The organism is uncultured Roseobacter sp., assembly GCF_947495025.1.
In the GTDB taxonomy this organism is placed as follows: Bacteria; Pseudomonadota; Alphaproteobacteria; order Rhodobacterales; family Rhodobacteraceae; genus Roseobacter.
Genome location: NZ_CANLXG010000003.1, coordinates 336,414 through 352,695 on the forward strand (window position 1 = coordinate 336,414; position 16,282 = coordinate 352,695).

Annotated in this window: 11 protein-coding genes; 6 read left to right on the forward strand and 5 right to left on the reverse strand. The window is 54.4% G+C overall.

Annotated features, from left to right (window positions below; translation table 11 throughout):
- The 5 genes from Q0792_RS15840 to Q0792_RS15860 are packed head-to-tail and all read left to right on the forward strand — an operon-like array spanning position 1 to position 9,653.
- The gene (locus tag Q0792_RS15840; protein WP_298842914.1) at positions 1-1,350 is read left to right on the forward strand and encodes a hypothetical protein; all 1,350 of its coding nucleotides are present in this window, start codon (positions 1-3) and stop codon (positions 1,348-1,350) included.
- A gap of 12 nt (positions 1,351-1,362) precedes the next feature.
- On the forward strand, positions 1,363-4,131 hold the full coding sequence (locus Q0792_RS15845) for a DNA methyltransferase (RefSeq protein WP_298842918.1): 2,769 nt from the start codon (positions 1,363-1,365) through the stop codon (positions 4,129-4,131).
- Complete coding sequence (locus tag Q0792_RS15850; protein ID WP_298842921.1) at positions 4,128-6,941, forward strand: DEAD/DEAH box helicase; 2,814 nt, start codon at positions 4,128-4,130, stop codon at positions 6,939-6,941. Before Q0792_RS15845 ends, Q0792_RS15850 begins: the two co-directional genes overlap by 4 nt.
- Positions 6,938-8,950 carry a BREX-3 system phosphatase PglZ gene (gene pglZ / locus Q0792_RS15855; RefSeq protein ID WP_298842924.1) on the forward strand — a complete coding sequence of 671 codons (2,013 nt, stop codon included), beginning with the start codon at positions 6,938-6,940 and terminating at the stop codon, positions 8,948-8,950. The genes Q0792_RS15850 and pglZ overlap by 4 nt, the downstream gene beginning before the upstream one ends.
- On the forward strand, positions 8,931-9,653 hold the full coding sequence (locus Q0792_RS15860) for a hypothetical protein (RefSeq protein ID WP_298842927.1): 723 nt from the start codon (positions 8,931-8,933) through the stop codon (positions 9,651-9,653). Before pglZ ends, Q0792_RS15860 begins: the two co-directional genes overlap by 20 nt.
- 175 nt (positions 9,654-9,828) lie before the next feature.
- On the opposite strand, the gene Q0792_RS15865 is transcribed toward Q0792_RS15860, so the two are convergent.
- From Q0792_RS15865 to Q0792_RS15885, 5 genes are all read right to left on the reverse strand, one after another.
- The gene (locus Q0792_RS15865) at positions 9,829-10,026 is read right to left on the reverse strand and encodes a hypothetical protein (protein ID WP_298842930.1); all 198 of its coding nucleotides are present in this window, start codon (positions 10,024-10,026) and stop codon (positions 9,829-9,831) included.
- 301 nt (positions 10,027-10,327) lie between these two features.
- Positions 10,328-11,350, reverse strand: coding sequence for a hypothetical protein (locus tag Q0792_RS15870; protein WP_298842933.1), 1,023 nt, complete (start codon positions 11,348-11,350; stop codon positions 10,328-10,330).
- Positions 11,351-11,437: 87 nt separating this feature from the next.
- Positions 11,438-12,658, reverse strand: coding sequence for a type II toxin-antitoxin system HipA family toxin (locus Q0792_RS15875; protein WP_298842936.1), 1,221 nt, complete (start codon positions 12,656-12,658; stop codon positions 11,438-11,440).
- Entirely contained in the window at positions 12,651-12,953 is a 303-nt protein-coding gene (locus tag Q0792_RS15880) for a helix-turn-helix transcriptional regulator (RefSeq protein ID WP_298842939.1), read from the reverse strand. The genes Q0792_RS15875 and Q0792_RS15880 overlap by 8 nt, the downstream gene beginning before the upstream one ends.
- 235 nt (positions 12,954-13,188) lie before the next feature.
- Positions 13,189-14,052 carry a hypothetical protein gene (locus Q0792_RS15885; protein WP_298842942.1) on the reverse strand — a complete coding sequence of 288 codons (864 nt, stop codon included), beginning with the start codon at positions 14,050-14,052 and terminating at the stop codon, positions 13,189-13,191.
- A 1,201-nt stretch (positions 14,053-15,253) separates the two neighbouring features.
- On the opposite strand from Q0792_RS15885, the gene Q0792_RS15890 reads away from it, so the two are divergent.
- Entirely contained in the window at positions 15,254-16,261 is a 1,008-nt protein-coding gene (locus Q0792_RS15890; RefSeq protein WP_298842946.1) for a tyrosine-type recombinase/integrase, read from the forward strand.
- Positions 16,262-16,282 lie beyond the last annotated feature (21 nt).

The following is a 16,282-nucleotide window of genomic DNA, read 5'->3' on the forward strand; positions in this document are numbered from 1 at the left end:
ATGTCGAACCAGGCAGTAACTGACATTGACGTTCTTGCGCTTTCCGTGCGCGATCAAGAGTCTCGGCGGCTGATCGAAGAGGCCATAACAGCGTACCGTGGTGGCGCCCTAAGATCTGCAATTATGTCGGCGTGGATTGCAGTAGTGCATGATGTTTTTTCAAAAGCACGGGAGTTGGCGGCGCAAGGAGACGCCGCGTCCACAACATTTGTTGCAAAGATCGATAACGCTATTGAGCACAAGAACATTGTTCAAATGCAATCCTTAGAGCGCGAGTTGCTCGAAACGGCAAAAGACGAATTGCAACTAGTAACGCCGCATGAACACGAGACTCTCAAACGAATTCAAGACGATCGACACATGTGCGCGCATCCAGCCTTTATTACGGAGGACGAACTTTTCCAGCCGTCTCCAGATCTAGTCAGATCGCATCTTGTGCACGCACTGCAATGCTTACTCATACACGCACCACTGCAAGGCAAGAGTGCACTAAATCGTTTCAAAGCAGACGTTCTAAGTCCGTCCTTCCCATCGACCCAAGATGGCATCAGAACATTCGTTTTTGCCAAATACCTAAACCGTTCGAAGGATGCTTTGGTCGCCAACCTAATCAAGGTTCTCTTGAAAGCGCCTTTTCTTGAAGGTGAAGACGAACTCCTTAGAAAGAAGCGGCAGTTGGCTTGGACGTTGAGCGAAGTCGCCGCACGAAAGACGCCCATATTCGAAGAAATCGCCAGACCTTTTGTCGGACAGTTCTTTGACGGAGTCGCAGATGAAAGACTGCTAAACATCTGCACCTTCCTAGGGGCTGAACCACAGCTTTGGTCTTGGCTCAGCGAACCAGTCAAGCTGCGTTTGGTCCGCCTCATAGAAGAGTGCCCAATTGACGACCTAAAAGAACACCTCGTCTTTGACGCGTTTGAAGTGCCCGAACTTGTTGATTCACTGCTCGCAAAGTTTACGAGTTACGGGACCGAAGAACGAATTCAGCTGCTCTCGGACAACCCTAGCAAACAATTTGTTTCGTTTGGGATTGAAATTTATTCTGCCGTCGGGAGTTATCGTGAGGCCGAAAAACTAGGACAATCTGTTGTTATCCCGTTGGCATCGCATTTTAGCGCCGACGACATCCGCAGTTTGTTAGACGCGATCCTAGGCAACAGCCAAATTTCTTACGCATCTGGCACCTCGGATGTGCTAGTCGAAGTCTTTAAATTGACCGCATCAATTTTCCCGGCATCCCGCGAGCACTGGCAGAGGTTTGTTGACGAGATGACCGCTCAGCATGGCGGCGAACAAGACACGCCGTATTCCTACCCAAGTATTCGCGCCAAGCTCGACGCCGCGTAAAGGAAAAACGAAATGAACGACCTATTAGATCAGGCACCAAAAAATACTCAGTCGAACGAAGTCGAATGCCTCGGTCAGACATTTCCGAGCGATGACGCGCGCCGGGAGCACTTCTTGGGGCTTCTCGCGGAGAGGCTGAAAGATCCAGACTTTCGGAACCAGGAAGGGTTTCCGCAAGGGTCGGATGACGCGATCCTCGCCATGTCGGATCCGCCTTACTACACGGCCTGCCCCAATCCATGGCTCGCAGATTTTGTTGAGCATTACGGATCGCCCTATGATCCAACACAGTCTTATGCTCGTGAGCCAATGGCCATCGATGTGTCCGTCGGCAAGACCGACGCGTTGTATAAGGCGCATGGGTATCACACCAAGGTTCCGCATCTCGCCATCGTTCCGTCGATCCTGCACTTTACGAAGCCGGGCGACATTGTGCTCGACGGGTTTGCTGGGTCTGGGATGACAGGTGTCGCGGCGCAATGGTGTGGGACTGCGCCCGCCGCCTATCGCCACCAATTGGAAATGGAGTGGAAAAAGGCGGGGATGGAAGCACCCGAGTGGGGTGCGCGGCGCGCTGTGCTCAACGATCTATCCCCGGCGGCCACGTTCATCGGGGCCAACTATAACCTGCCGTTTGATGTCGACGCCTTTGCCAAAGCAGGGAAGCAACTGCTGGCTGAAGTCGAAAAAGAAATCGGCTGGATGTATGAGACGCTTCACACCGATGGAAAGACGATTTGCCAGGTCGACTATGTCGTTTGGAGCGAGTTTCTCGGATGCCAGTCTTGTGGCGGAGAGTTGGTCTTCACCACAGCAGCTATGAAAGACGACACCCAGAAGGTCTCAAAAAAGATTTCTTGTCCACAATGCGGAGCGGAAGCGACTAAGGAGCAGATGGATCTCGTGTTCGAAAGCTTCATTGATCCAGCCGACGGGGAGATCAGGAAACGCCCAAAGCGTACACCTGTGAGTATCGCATACAAGATTGGCCGCCAAAAATTCAAAAAGGAGCCAGACGCTTCAGATCTTGAAATATTGCGAAGAATCTCTGAACTTCCTCTTCCCGACGATTTACCACTAGACCAACTACCTGACTCCCAGATGACTAGGGTCGGTCGCATGAAGACGACCAATACGGCGGCAATTCATCACATGTTTTTGCCGAGAGCAGCTCATGCGATGGGAATGTTGTGGAACAAGGCGAAGAGCCACAAAGATCCAAGGACCCGCAATTTCTTGCTCTTTTTCGTGGAGCAAGCAATTTGGACGATGTCGATTCTTAATCGAAACCGGCCAACCGGATTTTCTCAGGTGAATCAATATCTAAGCGGTGTCTTCTATGTCGCCAGCCAAACTGCGGAGTGCAGTCCGTGGTATGTGTTAGATGGTAAGCTATCAAGGCTTTCAAAGGCATTTCAGTCATACAGACCGAAGAATGTGGCCTCTATCACAACAGGGTCCGCAACGAGTCTGCCGCTTTCGGATAACTGTATCGACTATGTTTTTACAGACCCACCATTTGGCGAGAATATCTATTACGCTGATCTGAACGTTCTTGTTGAAGCATGGCATGGTGTTCGCACCGATACCGAACCCGAGGCGATCGTAGATCGAGTGAGGGATAAAGGAGTGTTAGAGTACCAAAAACTCATGACACAATCGTTCTCTGAATATTACCGCGTTCTGAAGCCAGGACGATGGATCACGATTGTTTTCTCGAATAGTCGGGCCGCAGTTTGGAATTCCATCCAAGTTGCTCTCCAACAGGTAGGTTTTGTCGTGGCTGAAGTTACTGCTTTGGACAAAAAGCAGGGAAGCTTCCAACAAGTTGTTTCACCGAATGCCGTCAAACAGGACCTTGTGATCTCGGCCTATAAGCCGAATGGGGGACTGGAGCAACGATTGGTAGAAAGAGGAGCAGCTTCAGAATCCGCTTGGGATTTCGTCGAGACGCATCTGCGCCAGCTGCCCGTCTCGAAGCTGAAAAACGGGATCCTCGAGATCGTTGTAGAACGTGACCCGCGCCGCATCTACGACCGGATGGTCGCGTGGTTCATCCGCCATGACTTCCCGGTCCCGCTCTCAACGGAAGAATTCCTCGACGGGCTGCGCAGCCGCTACCCCGAGCGCGACGGCATGGTCTTTTTGCCCGAGCAGGTGGCAGACTATGACAAGAAGCGCGCAAGGGTGGAGCAAGCCCCGCAGATTGAGCTTTTTGTTTCTGATGAACGCTCGGCCATTGATTGGCTAACCGACCATCTGCGCAAGCGCCCCTCCACCTATCAAGATATCCACCCGGATTTTACCGTTCAGATGGGTGCGGGTTGGCGGAAGCACGAAGAGAAGCCAGAGCTGTCGGCGCTGCTGGAAGACAACTTCTTGCGCTATGATGGGAACGGCGACGTACCCAGCCAGATCCACAGCTATCTGTCGACCAACTTCAAGGATCTCCGCGGTCTTGAGAAGGAAGATCCACTCCTGAAAGGAAAGGCGAAGGACCGCTGGTATGTGCCCGATCCGAACAAGGCAAAAGATCTGGAACAGAAACGCGAACGAGCGCTGCTGAAAGAGTTCGAAGACTACAAGACAGCGACCAAACGTCAGCTCAAGGAGTCGCGTCTCGAGGTGTTGCGTGCCGGGTTCAAGACGGCCTGGGGGGCAAAGGACTACAAGACAATTATTGGCATCGCCGAGAAGTTGCCGGACGAAACGCTGCAAGAGGATGAAAAGCTCCTGCTCTGGTACGACCAGGCGCTGACCCGCACGGAGGCTGATGCGTGACGCATGCCGCCCAAGACTATGGCATTGGCGCGTGGTGCTGGCATGAACGACATGCCGCACCCTGCCGTGTCGTGGACCGGGAAGAGATGTGGGGCGAAACCTCTTACCGCGTCTGGCTCCCGGGCAAGGATGCTGTTGTCCGCGCCAGATCTCGGGAGTTAGGGCCGCTCGACGCTGTCCGAACGACAGTCGACCAGATCTTGCACACGGCCGCCGCGGCAAAGCTCCTTGATGCGCTGGAAGACAATCTGCTTCTGGCGCCGATCCAGTCGAGCGTCGTTCCTTTGCCGCATCAGCTCTATGCCCTGAACCGCGCTATGAGTCGGGATCGGATCCGTTATCTGCTTGCGGATGAGGTGGGGCTCGGCAAGACCATCGAGGCCGGTCTGATCCTCCGGGAGTTGAAGCTTCGCGGCATGGCCAAGCGGATCCTTGTCGTCGCGCCCAAGGGTCTGGTGCGGCAATGGCAGGCCGAGATGCGTCTGCACTTCGGGGAGAACTTTCAGTTCATCGAGCCGTCAGAGCTTTCGGCATACCGTCAGTTCCGAGATGATGAGGAGAATCTCTGGCGGCTGCACGATCAGGCGATCTGTTCGCTGGATTCCGTGAAACCGCTCGAAGGGCGGCGCGGATGGAGCGCGGAGCAACTCAGCACCTACAATCGTGAACGGTTCGAAGACCTTATTTCGGCCAACTGGGACCTTGTGATCATCGACGAAGCTCACCGAATGGGAGGCAGCACGGATCAGGTTGCACGCTATAAGTTGGGCGCGGCACTTGCCGAAGCAGCTCCATATCTCTTGCTTTTGTCGGCAACGCCGCACCAAGGGAAAACGGATCAATTCCACCGTCTGATGCAGCTCCTGGATCGGGACTCTTTCCCCGATGAGAACAGCGTCTCGAGCGATCGCGTGCGCCCGTTCGTTGTGCGGACAGAGAAGAGGCTTGCGATCGATGCTGAAGGCAAGCCTCTGTTCAAGCCACGAATGACCCGCATTCAGGCTGTCGCCTGGCTTGACCGACACAAAGCACAGCAAGGGTTGTACGAAGCGATCACTGAGTATGTTCGCCACGGCTATAACCAAGCCATGGCATCGAAGCAGCGGCACATCGGCTTCTTGATGATCCTCATGCAGCGTTTGGTGACGTCCAGCACCGCAGCCATCCGTGCAACCTTGGAAAAGCGCCTCCTTGCTCTGGACGACGACCAGCGACAGCTTCAGCTCTTTTCCACCGAAGGTGTCGGAGACTGGCATGAGCTAACGGGTGATGACCAGATCGATATCGCTGTGGCCTTCGATGCCTTGGATGACGAGCGAAAAGACGTTGAGGCACTCTTGTTCCTCGCTCGTGAGACAGAGGCGCAAGGAACAGACGCAAAAGCCGAAGCACTCCTTGAGCAGATCTACAAGATTCAGCAGGAGGAAAATGATCCTGAACTCAAGGTTCTGGTTTTCACCGAGTTTGTTCCGACCCAGGCCATGCTCGCGGAATTTCTCGAAAGCAGGGGGTTCTCGGTTGCAACGCTCAATGGGAGCATGGACCTTGAGGCGCGTGGCCGTGCGCAACGGGCATTCTCCAAGGATGTGCGTATCCTGATCTCGACGGACGCTGGCGGCGAGGGCCTCAATCTTCAATTCTGCCATGTCATCATCAACTTCGACATGCCGTGGAACCCGATGAGGGTCGAGCAGCGTATTGGGCGCGTGGATCGCATCGGGCAACCGCATATTGTGCGAGCCATCAATTTCGTACTCGAAGACACCGTCGAGCATCGGGTTCGCGAAGTTCTCGAAACAAAGCTCGCTGTGATCGCCGAGGAATTCGGCGTGGACAAAGTTGCCGATGTGATGGATTCGGTCGAGGCGGAGCCACTGTTCGACGAACTCTTTGTGCAGGGGATCCAAGACCCGGCGTCGATCGAAACAGAATGCGATGCCGTTCTGACGCAGCTTCGATCCTCGTTGGCAGAGAACCGGAAGAATAGTGATCTGCTTGCCGACGGCCATGAACTAGAAGCCGATGATGCGCGCAAGTGGCGAGACCATCCGGCACAGTTTTGGCTGGAGCGGGCAATCACAACTGGCCTCCCTGCGCGGGGGGGGGAAGCCAAGAAGGAAGGCGATACCTGGCGGATACGGTGGGCCGATGGCACAGAGTCATCTTCGGTGTGTTTTGATGCGCGCACCGCGGGAGATCGGACCGAAGTAGAGTGGGTCACGCTGGAAGATCCAAGAGCGCAGGCCCTGATTGCCGATCTTCCGCGTTGCATCACCGGTCAACCCGTCCCCGCTGTCCGCATAACAGGCCTGCCTGATAGTGTGAAAGGCGTCTGGTCGCTTTGGGAAGTCAGTCTGGCAGCCGACGATTTCAGCCGCCGCCGCTTCCTATCCGTTTTCGTCAATGATGAAGGGCGCGCCTTCCAACCGACGGCAAAACGCATTTGGGACGTGCTTCTGACGGAGCAGATCGAGCCGATTGCTGCGCCTCAGATTGAGGCGCCGCGCTACTGGTTCGAGAGATCGAAAGGGGCTGCGGTCACGCAAGGAGAGCGGGTGTTCTCCGATCTTGTGACAGAGCACAAGGCTCGGATCGAGGAAGAACGCGAACGCGCACTCTATGCTTTCGAAGCTCGACACCAGGCGATTGGCAGAGTGGGGCTTCAGACTGTTCGTGATTATCGACGGAAGCGGCTGCAGAAAGAACATGAAGCTCGTATGGCGCAGCTCGATGCTGCGGCATCTTACTCGCCCGATCTCAATGCCCTCCTCATGTTGCGAATTGGCGAAACGGTGGCTGGTGCACGATGAGTATTTGGGCTGATCGTATCCTGCGGGAGTTTCCCGCAGATCTGTCTCGCTTCTGGATCGCCTTGGATCCGGATGGCCTGCTCTTGGATGAGACCATTCTGCTCGGGCTCCGCGAACGCGATTTTGAGGTTCTCCCGTTCGAAGATTCTGTTTCGTTTAGAACCGAGTATGAAGAGCGTTATCGATCCGCATGGGATGCGGGTGAGAAAGGTTCCGCCAAGGCACTCATCCTGCAGTGGCGGGGTGCGGACATCAATTCACTCCCTTGGGACTACATAAGGTCTGGACGGCAAGTCAGCTTGAGCTTGGCCGATCTCTTTCCCAACCTGAATTATGGGGTTGTCCGCAAGCTTGAAGCTGAACACCACGAAGGGCTCTTCCAAGCCTATCAGAAGCACGCGACGCAGCTACTGGGAGAAGGCGCAACCAAGGATTTTATCCTCACGCACATCTTCAGGCTTAGCCCTTATCTGCTGAATCGACCGGAGGATTTTTGGCGAGAAGCTTTGCGGCTTCACTATCGCGGGGCGGGCCTTCCCAGCCTATTTGCAGACCATGTCGCAACCGTCCTTCGGGACACATCTCTTGGAAGTCTTCCGATTAGCGAACTGCTCGCCTCAAAGCCCTTCATGGTCCGCGCCATACAGGAATCCTGGGCGCGTTTCGTCGCACAATATGGCGTTGAGCCTGATGCCCGCGACAGGGATCAGGAGCCGGTCGAACGCCATGCGTTTGACGTGCCCTTTGATCACCCCGACGTAAGGGTGATCATAGATACCATGTTCCTCGAGGGAGCCCTTCAGCCTATTGAGGCAACTTTCCGTCCTGAGCACCTTCCCGATTGGATACAGGTTGGTTTGATTGATGACCCTCGGGCACTTGCGCATTTGGTGTCAGAGGGAGCGAAAAGGATCGCGGCGAGTCTACCCTCAGAGGGGGCGTCGCATCGAGATTGGGTAGAAGCGGCGCGCCGCCTTGGAGAACTCATCTACCGCTTCAACGAACTAAAGGCAGTGGATGCAGATAGCCTGCGGGGGCAGCTCCAGATCTTGCAAAGAGATGCCGATGCCCGCCTCAAGGATTGGGTGCTTCAGCATTTTGCGGACTTGCCCTCGCTACCTGTCGCAAAGGCGCCAGTGATGGTTCATCACGTGCCGCGCTATCTCGCGATGCGCAGAGGCTTTGGCGAAGATCGAATTGCTCTTCTTGTCTTTGATGGCTTGGCATTAGACCAGTGGGCTCAGATCAGGGAACACCTGTCGACCAAGCTTCCCGACTTTTCGGCCGACGAGGGTGGCTGCTTTGCGTGGCTACCCACGCTAACGTCAATCTCTCGCCAGGCGCTCTTTTCGGGCCTCAAGCCACGGGAGTTTCAAGGCTCGATGGATACAACGGCGAAGGAGCCTTCTCTGTGGACTAAGTTCTGGCAGGAGAACGAGCTCAAGCAGCCTGAAGTCGTATTCCAGAAAGGGCTCAAACACTCTGAACAATTGGCAGGACTGGAGGAAGTGCTTTCGAAGCCTACCACCAAAGTTGCAGGCCTTGTTGTCGACATGGTCGATGAAATCGTCCATGGCGCAATGCTCGGGAAACGCGGTATTGCGAGCCAAATTCGCGAGTGGTGTGATACCGGCTTCATCGAAACGCTGTTTCAAATGCTCAGTAGGCATGGCTACCATATCTACCTGACTGCTGATCATGGCAATGTTGATGCTGCGGGCATTGGACGGCTTAGCCAGGGTGTTGTATCAGAGATGAAGGGGGAACGCGTCAGAGCGTATCGCAGTGAGGACCTCGCGGCGTCTGTTCCGCAAGAGATCGATGCATTTCAGTTTAGCGGTCCAGGACTTCCGCCCGACTTCTTGCCCGTTTACGCGAATGAACGCGGCGCGTTTTTGCCCAAAGGGAACATGGTTGTTGCTCACGGAGGAATGGCGTTAGAGGAACTGATTGTGCCGTTTGTGAAAATAAGAATGAAGAAAGAAGAGCATGCGACCGACAGCGCCTAAGATAGGATTTGACCGTTTCATCCGCCTTGAATGGGCAAAAAGAGCGCTGGAAGTCAGAGCTGGTCTCACTGAGCTCGATGAGCTTGATGTTCTCCTGGATGAAGCTCACTCTGGCCCATCCGCCAAGAAAAAGACCAGAACCGTACTGAACCGCCTCTGGTTGGAGCCGCGGAAGGATCTGGAGCCTTTTGCTCAACGCGCCGTGGAACTTTTCCAATCGTCACCGTCTACGTCACCAGCTGCCCTTACGTGGGGCATGGCCATAGTGACATATCCCTTCTTTGCCAAAGTGGCTGAAATCGTTGGCCGATTGACCTCACTCCAAGGCGACTGCACCACCGCTGAGGTGCATCGTCGGATGGCAGAAATCTACGGCGAGCGCGAAGGTACGAGAAGAATGACCAACATGGTGCTTCAGTCCCAGATAGACTGGGGACTGCTAAATCGCAGTGACAACGGCAAAACCCTCACTCGGAAAAAAGCCATTGCCTTAGAAGAACCGGATCTCATGCGTTGGATGGCAACGGCCGTTCTGGAAGCCGTGGGGCGTCCTATAGGGCTCGGGACACTAGATGCCCAACCAGTGATCTATCCCTTTGTCCTTGGCGATAATCTTGGTTTTGTTCTCTCGTCTGCGGCAGATCTTGAACTGCGTGCCGATAGTGCTGGAAACCAAACCGTTTCGCAGGTCAAAGAAGCGTAAACCAAAAATCTCGACTACGGTCGGTATCAAGTGAAGCGCTCAAATCTATCCCGCTGAAGAGAAAGACTTTCACACGCCGATGCTTGCACAAATCGCTCACTGCGGTTGAGTTACCCACTTGGCGCTGGCCACAACGAACTTGCGCCAGGGCGGGAACTCCGCCCTGGCGCTGAGGTCATTCGGTGACCGGATCTTCGTCGCGGCGCGGGAAGGCAACCATTTCGACGTCGGGGAACATGCTGTGTTTGACGTTGATTGACGTGATGTTGCCGCTGTCGTCGGTGTTGACGAAGAGGACGCCGCAGCGGTCCCAGAAGTTCTTGCCGTCTTTTTCGCCGGATTTGACGCTTAGTTTCAGAGTTTGAGTAGCCATTTTTTGATCCTCATTTTGAGTGTTTCGATGAACATGACCAAAGCTGGCACCAAGAGGCTGTCAGCGAGAAACTTGCCTCGCGAGGAATGCGCTGGCGCAGGGGAATTTTCTTGTTTAAGCAGGGCCTGCCCCGCGTCGGACACGGCTGCCCGCTTATGTTCAGCAATCGGAAACACGGCAGTGAGAACGAAAAAATGGCAACCTCAAAATACTGCTGCGTAACTTTCACAAACCTCAAAAGAACCAGAACTAGAGACCACGGCCTGGCCAACTGAAACCAAAATGACGGACGTAGTATTTGTCATGCATGTACTTCAGATCGTCTTCCCAATCCGAAATCGCATCCTCGTAGCCGCGTGACTGCATTTTTTTTGAAGTTTTTCGCTAGACCGGCAATGTGATAAGCGATTTTTCTAAGCCTCAAAGCTGACTTTGGTTCGCCCCACATACGAAGCGCCGAAATCCCTTCGACTGGTGGAAGATGTCCCGAGAAGCAGCGGTCCAGGATCAACTGCCGTGTTGATGCTGGCAAGCCATTTGTTTTCCCGACGGTATATCCGAGCACTTTCAGAAAACTTTCTTCAGCCCTCTCAAAATCACCGCCACCATAACCACTTCCAACATCTGTGGTGGGCCATTTGAAGGCTTCCACCTCGGGCAGATCTCGGACCCTTCGCCTCCACTCCTTTTCGACAGCGGAAACAATCAAAAGGTGTTCGTTTTTCTTTTGGCCTGTCGAATTGGCTGCACGTGATGTGTTTGCCTTCCACAGGTTTAAGAGTTGCTCATTGTTTGACTTGGACAGGGAAGAGCGAATTCTTTTTCCGCTTTCGACGAGTGATGACATCTCTCGCTTCTGACGAGCTTTTGCTTGCCGCTTCACCTCTTCTTTTCTGCGAGCTTCTTTTGATTTCCCCTCTTCCAGCCTCTTTTGGACTTTTTGCTCTGTGGCTGCCCGTTGTTGATCGAGATGCCGCTGCTTTCTAGCAGCTGTTTCGATAGTCTTTGCCCATGAATGAAAGTGTCGGTCGTAGATCAAGTCTATTTCCGCCTCGTGGCGGATGACGGTTTGCCCTTTGAAGGTCAGGCCGACAGTGAATTTCGGTCCTTCTTGCGGTGACCCGACCCACATTTCATCTCTCATCACAGTGAAGAGGCGCACGAAAACCTGGTTGAAGATCGGATCGTCGCCAAAGCCGTGCAGTTCCTGATAAGCCTTACCGACAGCAACCCACTCTTTTGGCTGATCAGCCAAGCTGTTCAAAACGAAAAGCGACAATTTTCGAACAGTATCGAGTTTAAGTTCAAATTTGGATCTGCTCATTAGCATCCGCTTTCAAAGTATTTTAATTCGAGGCCAATGGATTTGCGCCCTCATCTCAAGAACCCCAGGCTGGCCGATCACCATAATTCACGCTCGCGCCAAATCCGCTTCCTCGTGCTCGAAGGCTGTCGCCATCTCCTTGATTTCCCTCTCCGGAGCCCCCATAGCCCGAGCAACGTCACGCCAAGCCATAGTTGCTTCGGCTACCTCTGCAATGATGCGGTCTGCCTCGCCGCGTTCGAGAAGATAGGATTCATGTTGCGCGCGGTGCAGAGCGATACTGGCATCCGGATTGTCGTCGTCAACGTAGCTCTTGAGCGAGCGTGGTTGGTTCGGCACAGGGTTGATGTCGTAGGCCGGTGAAAGGTGCCAGCCACCACGCCCACGCAGAAATCCGTGATTGCGCATGTGGTCATCGAGGTTCGTCACTAGAATGGAAAAGGCAACCCGCCGGTAGAGCTCCTCGCGGTCTTGGTCAGGCGTGACGCTTTCTGAGGTGATAATATCGGCTAGGTCCAAATAGCTGTAGCTTTCGCCATCCTTGCCGCCCAGCATCGCCATGGCTGAGATGAACGGGATCCTGCCGTCATCGTTCCGGTCAAACCGATGGGACAAGAAAACAGGCTTGTCGCCAGCCATCTCAAGTGTGTGATCGGAGACCGTGATTCCGGCGCGTCTTGCCAACTCCAATGCAATGGCCTCCCAGCGTTCCACGCAATAGGTGTCCGTCTCTTTCGGAAACTTGGCGACAGACAGACGGCCGTGTTGGTCGAGGATGCTGGCCTTTGGCCGAGCACCCCCGAGGGAACTTCCGGGAGCAAACAGCATTTTGAGGTCATCAGTGGTCTCTTCCCCGCGCAGAACGCGCTGAGACGCATGAAGCAAATCCCCTAGGCTCACGAGCGCAGGCACCCCTATACCCTCGCGCGCTTGGAACTCACCATCAACCTTAAAGCGCAGCGCACCCAAACGGGTCTCATCATTCACCCCAAGCAGGTAGTCGGTTTCTTGCAGCACTCTCGGACGTCGCCCTTCGGCCTCTGCCATGCGCCCCTCAAAGCGCCGCATCACCGTTCGCCCCCAGGTGTCGGGGGCAGAATCCCCAAGCGGTGCAAGCATATCTTGCCCAGCTTCAGGCGCGAATTGCCCTTTGACGAGAGGCATGTCCGGCGAAAGCGCAAAGGCATTTTCGTCGGCAAGCCAATCGTCATGATAGGTAAAGGACACCCGCTCTCGGCCGCGCCCAGCTGTGCGGTGGAGCGTGCCAACCCGTTTCAGTCCTTTCCAGTCGATCCAGACCTCAACCATTTTTCAGTCTCGCACGCTGCGGGAGGTCGTCCAGGGCCATTTGCTCACCAACCGGGTCATCGAGGCCCCCCCAGCCTTTCAGAAGGCCGAGCGCCTGCAGTACTGCCACGTAAGTGCCGATCTTGACTGCAGGGTTCCCGCTTTCGATCTTGGCGATGGTCTGCCGCGTTGTGCCAGCACGCTGCGCAACAATCTCAGCGGTTAACTTGCGGCGCAGTCGTGCAACGCGAATGTTTTCCCCAAGTGTCACGAGCTCCTTACGCGCCGCCCTGGGCATTTTAATCGGAACAGCCATAATGATATCTCCAAGCGACATTAAGCTTTTATATGTTACACTGAGATAACATTAATGTCAATTTCCACCGCTTGGCCCTATAATCCACTGCCGCCACTCCAGTCACACATTATGTTACCTCAAAATGACATTGAACCCATTAAGGTTATCATTAAGCAACACAAGCCGGTCACCTCACCACACTCATACAACGCGTCTGCTCGAACGAAACGATTGCGTTGCCCTCCTTCGAAAGTCATGCCTGCAGCCCCGCAGCGCGCACCTGTTCGGGCGTCACCAGCTTCGACGCGATCAAATCCTCGATCTGCCGGTTTGTGATGTGGCGGCATAGAGGATGGCGCTCGTGGATCCATTCGGCAAGGCTCGCACGGCCTTTGGCTTCGGCCTCTCGAGCCTTCTCGCGGTCGGCCTGGATCTGGGCCAGTCCCTTCTCCCACCGGCGCATCTTGAACCAATTGTCCGAGAAACAGACCTTGCTGCGCGTGTAGCCCTCACTTTCCTTGGCATAGGCTTTGATCGCTTGCTTCAGGTCAGCGGGCTCCACACCGGCTTTCACAGCCGCTGCAATCAGGCGCAGAGTAGTCCGCCGGTCTCGGATCCTGTCTTCGGGATAGGCTGCCATGATCTTCTCAGCTTCAAGATCTTCTACCTCCTCCGCCGCCTCGCGCCTGCGCGTAGGTGGTTTATGGATGGTTTTAGGATGGTTTGGGGTCCACCGTGAACCCCGTACCCCGTTCACCGTGGACCCCGTACCGGGTTCAGGCTGGACGGGGTTCACAGTGACCCCCGTGTCGATGTCAGGCTCGGCCGTGGATTCGAGCGCGGCGACGCGCTCCAGAACGATGCGGTAAATGACGGTGTAGCCATTCTTGCAGTGCCGCCGCCCTGTCTCGATCAGAATGCCTTCGCGCAGGAAGTCGATGATGGTGCGCTTCACCGTGCTCTCGCTAAGCTCTGTGTGGCGCTGGATCGTCCCTTTAGAGCACCAGATGCCTGAGCCGTCATCACTCGCCTTGTCGGCCAGAAACATTATGATCTGCTTGCGCGCAGCGCTTCCGAAGCGGCGCTCGGCGCATTCATTTGCGATGCGCCAGCTCATGATCTCACCGCCAATTGGGTTGAGGTCAGACTGGAAATGCCGTAGGTATTGGGACGGAAATATTCTTCTATGCCGTTGAGGTGGGTGGCCGCCCCCTCAGCGGTTTTTCTTTGCCTTTTCGCCAGAGCAAGAGCCTGTGAAAAACCGTTTACTTGGGTCTCGTAACCTATTGAAAAGTGACCCTGAACGAAACAAGTCCGTTTACAATTTTTCCCTTTGAAATCAACGAAATTTTCCGGATTGCAAATCCGTGTACACCGGTTCGATTCCGGTACTCGCCTCCATTTAATATCAATGACTTGTCTCAATTTTGAGAATCCCGCACCGTCGCGTCTAAACATTCGTCTAAACATTCTGTTTTTGTTCCGTTCTCAAATATGGCCGCCGCGTACCAGTTTTAAGATTGGAAAACGCCGGAGGTGGGCCACACCAAACAAGCATTGAAATCGGTTTATCGCGTCGCAACCCAAGCGTGCTCTCTCAGCAAAACGAACAAAACGAAACAGGCCAGCATTCGAACTGAAGAAACAAAAGGGGAGCGACATCTGCGAATGCATATGTCGAGCTCCGCCCCATCGGGGTTGTTTCGGGTCAGCCATCATCTGCGGGGGAGCCGCCTGCTATCCGCAATGCACTTTCCACCGTAGCCACCATCGCGACGGCTCAACCCGGTCCGCCATGGGCGCAGCGCAGCGATGCCCAAGGCGCGGCCGGTCCGCATCCTCTAGCTTGTTACAGTATACATTTAGCGACACGCTGACCCGCCGCTCCGGCGCGATCCTTGCGTCAAGTAAAAAGTGCTCCTATCCGGATCGCGGGGTTGATTTTAAATCTCAAGTGTCGCGAACAAAGCACGAATATTATGTATGCATTTAGCGACACGATTTCGCAGTTCGTGAAACAAACATTTTTCTCTCAGTTGCCGCCGAATCAGTGACCGACTAGATTTCCTATATCGATTGTTTGCATGGGCCGACTGGCACATTCAGCCTTATGGATGCGCGAACAGAGCAATGGGAAACGCTAAGAGGCAACCGGGTAATGTCTGGCAACACAACCGAAAGAAGGGCTTTGGCGATGCTCAAAACTTTCGAGCAGGCGGGGAAGCGTGTGGTATCCGTAAGTGTCGACGGACGGAAGATCGAGGTAAAATTCTTAGAAGAAAAAAACACAGACGAATTTGACGGATTGGATATGCGCCATGGCCAAACGTGAACTTCCAAAACATGTATATCGTCAACGAAACGGTATCTACTTTCAACGTCGCGGCTGGCCGTCGCAGAAGTTCGAAAGCGAGTTTGGAACACCCGAGTTTTGGAAAGAATACGCGGATATCCTCGCAACAAAGGATCAGCCGAAGGTCATTGTATCGCGCTCGTTCAATGCATTGATTAAAAGCTACCGCGCATCGCCTCGGTATCGAAACCTCAAGCCCCGCACCGGCTTGGACTATGACAAACACCTCGATTTCTTCGCATCGATCATGGGCGATAAAAACCCTGCCGGCCTGCAACGCAAGGACGTGATCCGAATGCGCGATGCGAACGCCGAAAAGGCGTATTTCGCAAACTACGCGTTACGAGTTCTCCGAGTGCTCATGGAGCATTGCATCGATTTGGGTTGGCGAGCGGATAATCCAGCCCGTGGTGTACCAGAACTGAAAGGCCAGAAACGTGCCGAACGCGAACCATGGCCGCGTGAGCTGCTTGAAGCCTATCGGGATGCCTGCGCGATCGGAACCCGTGAACGCCTCGTCATGGAGCTCTGCGTCGGTACAGGGCAACGAATTGGCGATGTGCTGGAAATGCGCTGGTCGGACATCGAAGATTGCTCGGTCTTTGTCAAACAGAGCAAAACCAAGAAAGAGCTGTGGGTTCCAATCCTTCCGGAGCTTCAAACCACGCTGGAGGCAGCAAGCCGTCATTCAGTTTTCATCCTGACAAATGAACACGGTAGCAACCGCTGGTCCTACAGAGGCGCGTCAGCCGCCGTCAGAAAAGTCAGAGAACGTATCGGCGCTCTGCCCTATGACATCTATAGCTGGCGCTACAACGCTGCGTGCGAGCTTCTGGAAGCTGGCTGCAGCGATGACCTTATCGCCGCCGTGACAGGCCAAAGCCCTGCGATGGTGCTCCACTACACCAAGAAAGTCCGTCAAAAAATTAGAGCAATCGAAGCGCAACAAAAACGCCGAAATCGCGATCAATAAAATTCAATCTCAAGCGCGATA

Coding starts and splice junctions, on each gene's coding strand:
- Q0792_RS15885 (WP_298842942.1), bottom strand. CDS start 14,052: ATGAGCTGGCGCATCGCAAATGAATGCGCCGAGCGCCGCTTCGGAAGC.
- Q0792_RS15890 (WP_298842946.1), top strand. CDS start 15,254: ATGGCCAAACGTGAACTTCCAAAACATGTATATCGTCAACGAAACGGT.
- Q0792_RS15840 (WP_298842914.1), top strand. CDS start 1: ATGTCGAACCAGGCAGTAACTGACATTGACGTTCTTGCGCTTTCCGTG.
- Q0792_RS15865 (WP_298842930.1), bottom strand. CDS start 10,026: ATGGCTACTCAAACTCTGAAACTAAGCGTCAAATCCGGCGAAAAAGAC.
- Q0792_RS15845 (WP_298842918.1), top strand. CDS start 1,363: ATGAACGACCTATTAGATCAGGCACCAAAAAATACTCAGTCGAACGAA.
- Q0792_RS15875 (WP_298842936.1), bottom strand. CDS start 12,658: ATGGTTGAGGTCTGGATCGACTGGAAAGGACTGAAACGGGTTGGCACG.
- Q0792_RS15880 (WP_298842939.1), bottom strand. CDS start 12,953: ATGGCTGTTCCGATTAAAATGCCCAGGGCGGCGCGTAAGGAGCTCGTG.
- Q0792_RS15860 (WP_298842927.1), top strand. CDS start 8,931: ATGCGACCGACAGCGCCTAAGATAGGATTTGACCGTTTCATCCGCCTT.
- pglZ (WP_298842924.1), top strand. CDS start 6,938: ATGAGTATTTGGGCTGATCGTATCCTGCGGGAGTTTCCCGCAGATCTG.
- Q0792_RS15870 (WP_298842933.1), bottom strand. CDS start 11,350: ATGAGCAGATCCAAATTTGAACTTAAACTCGATACTGTTCGAAAATTG.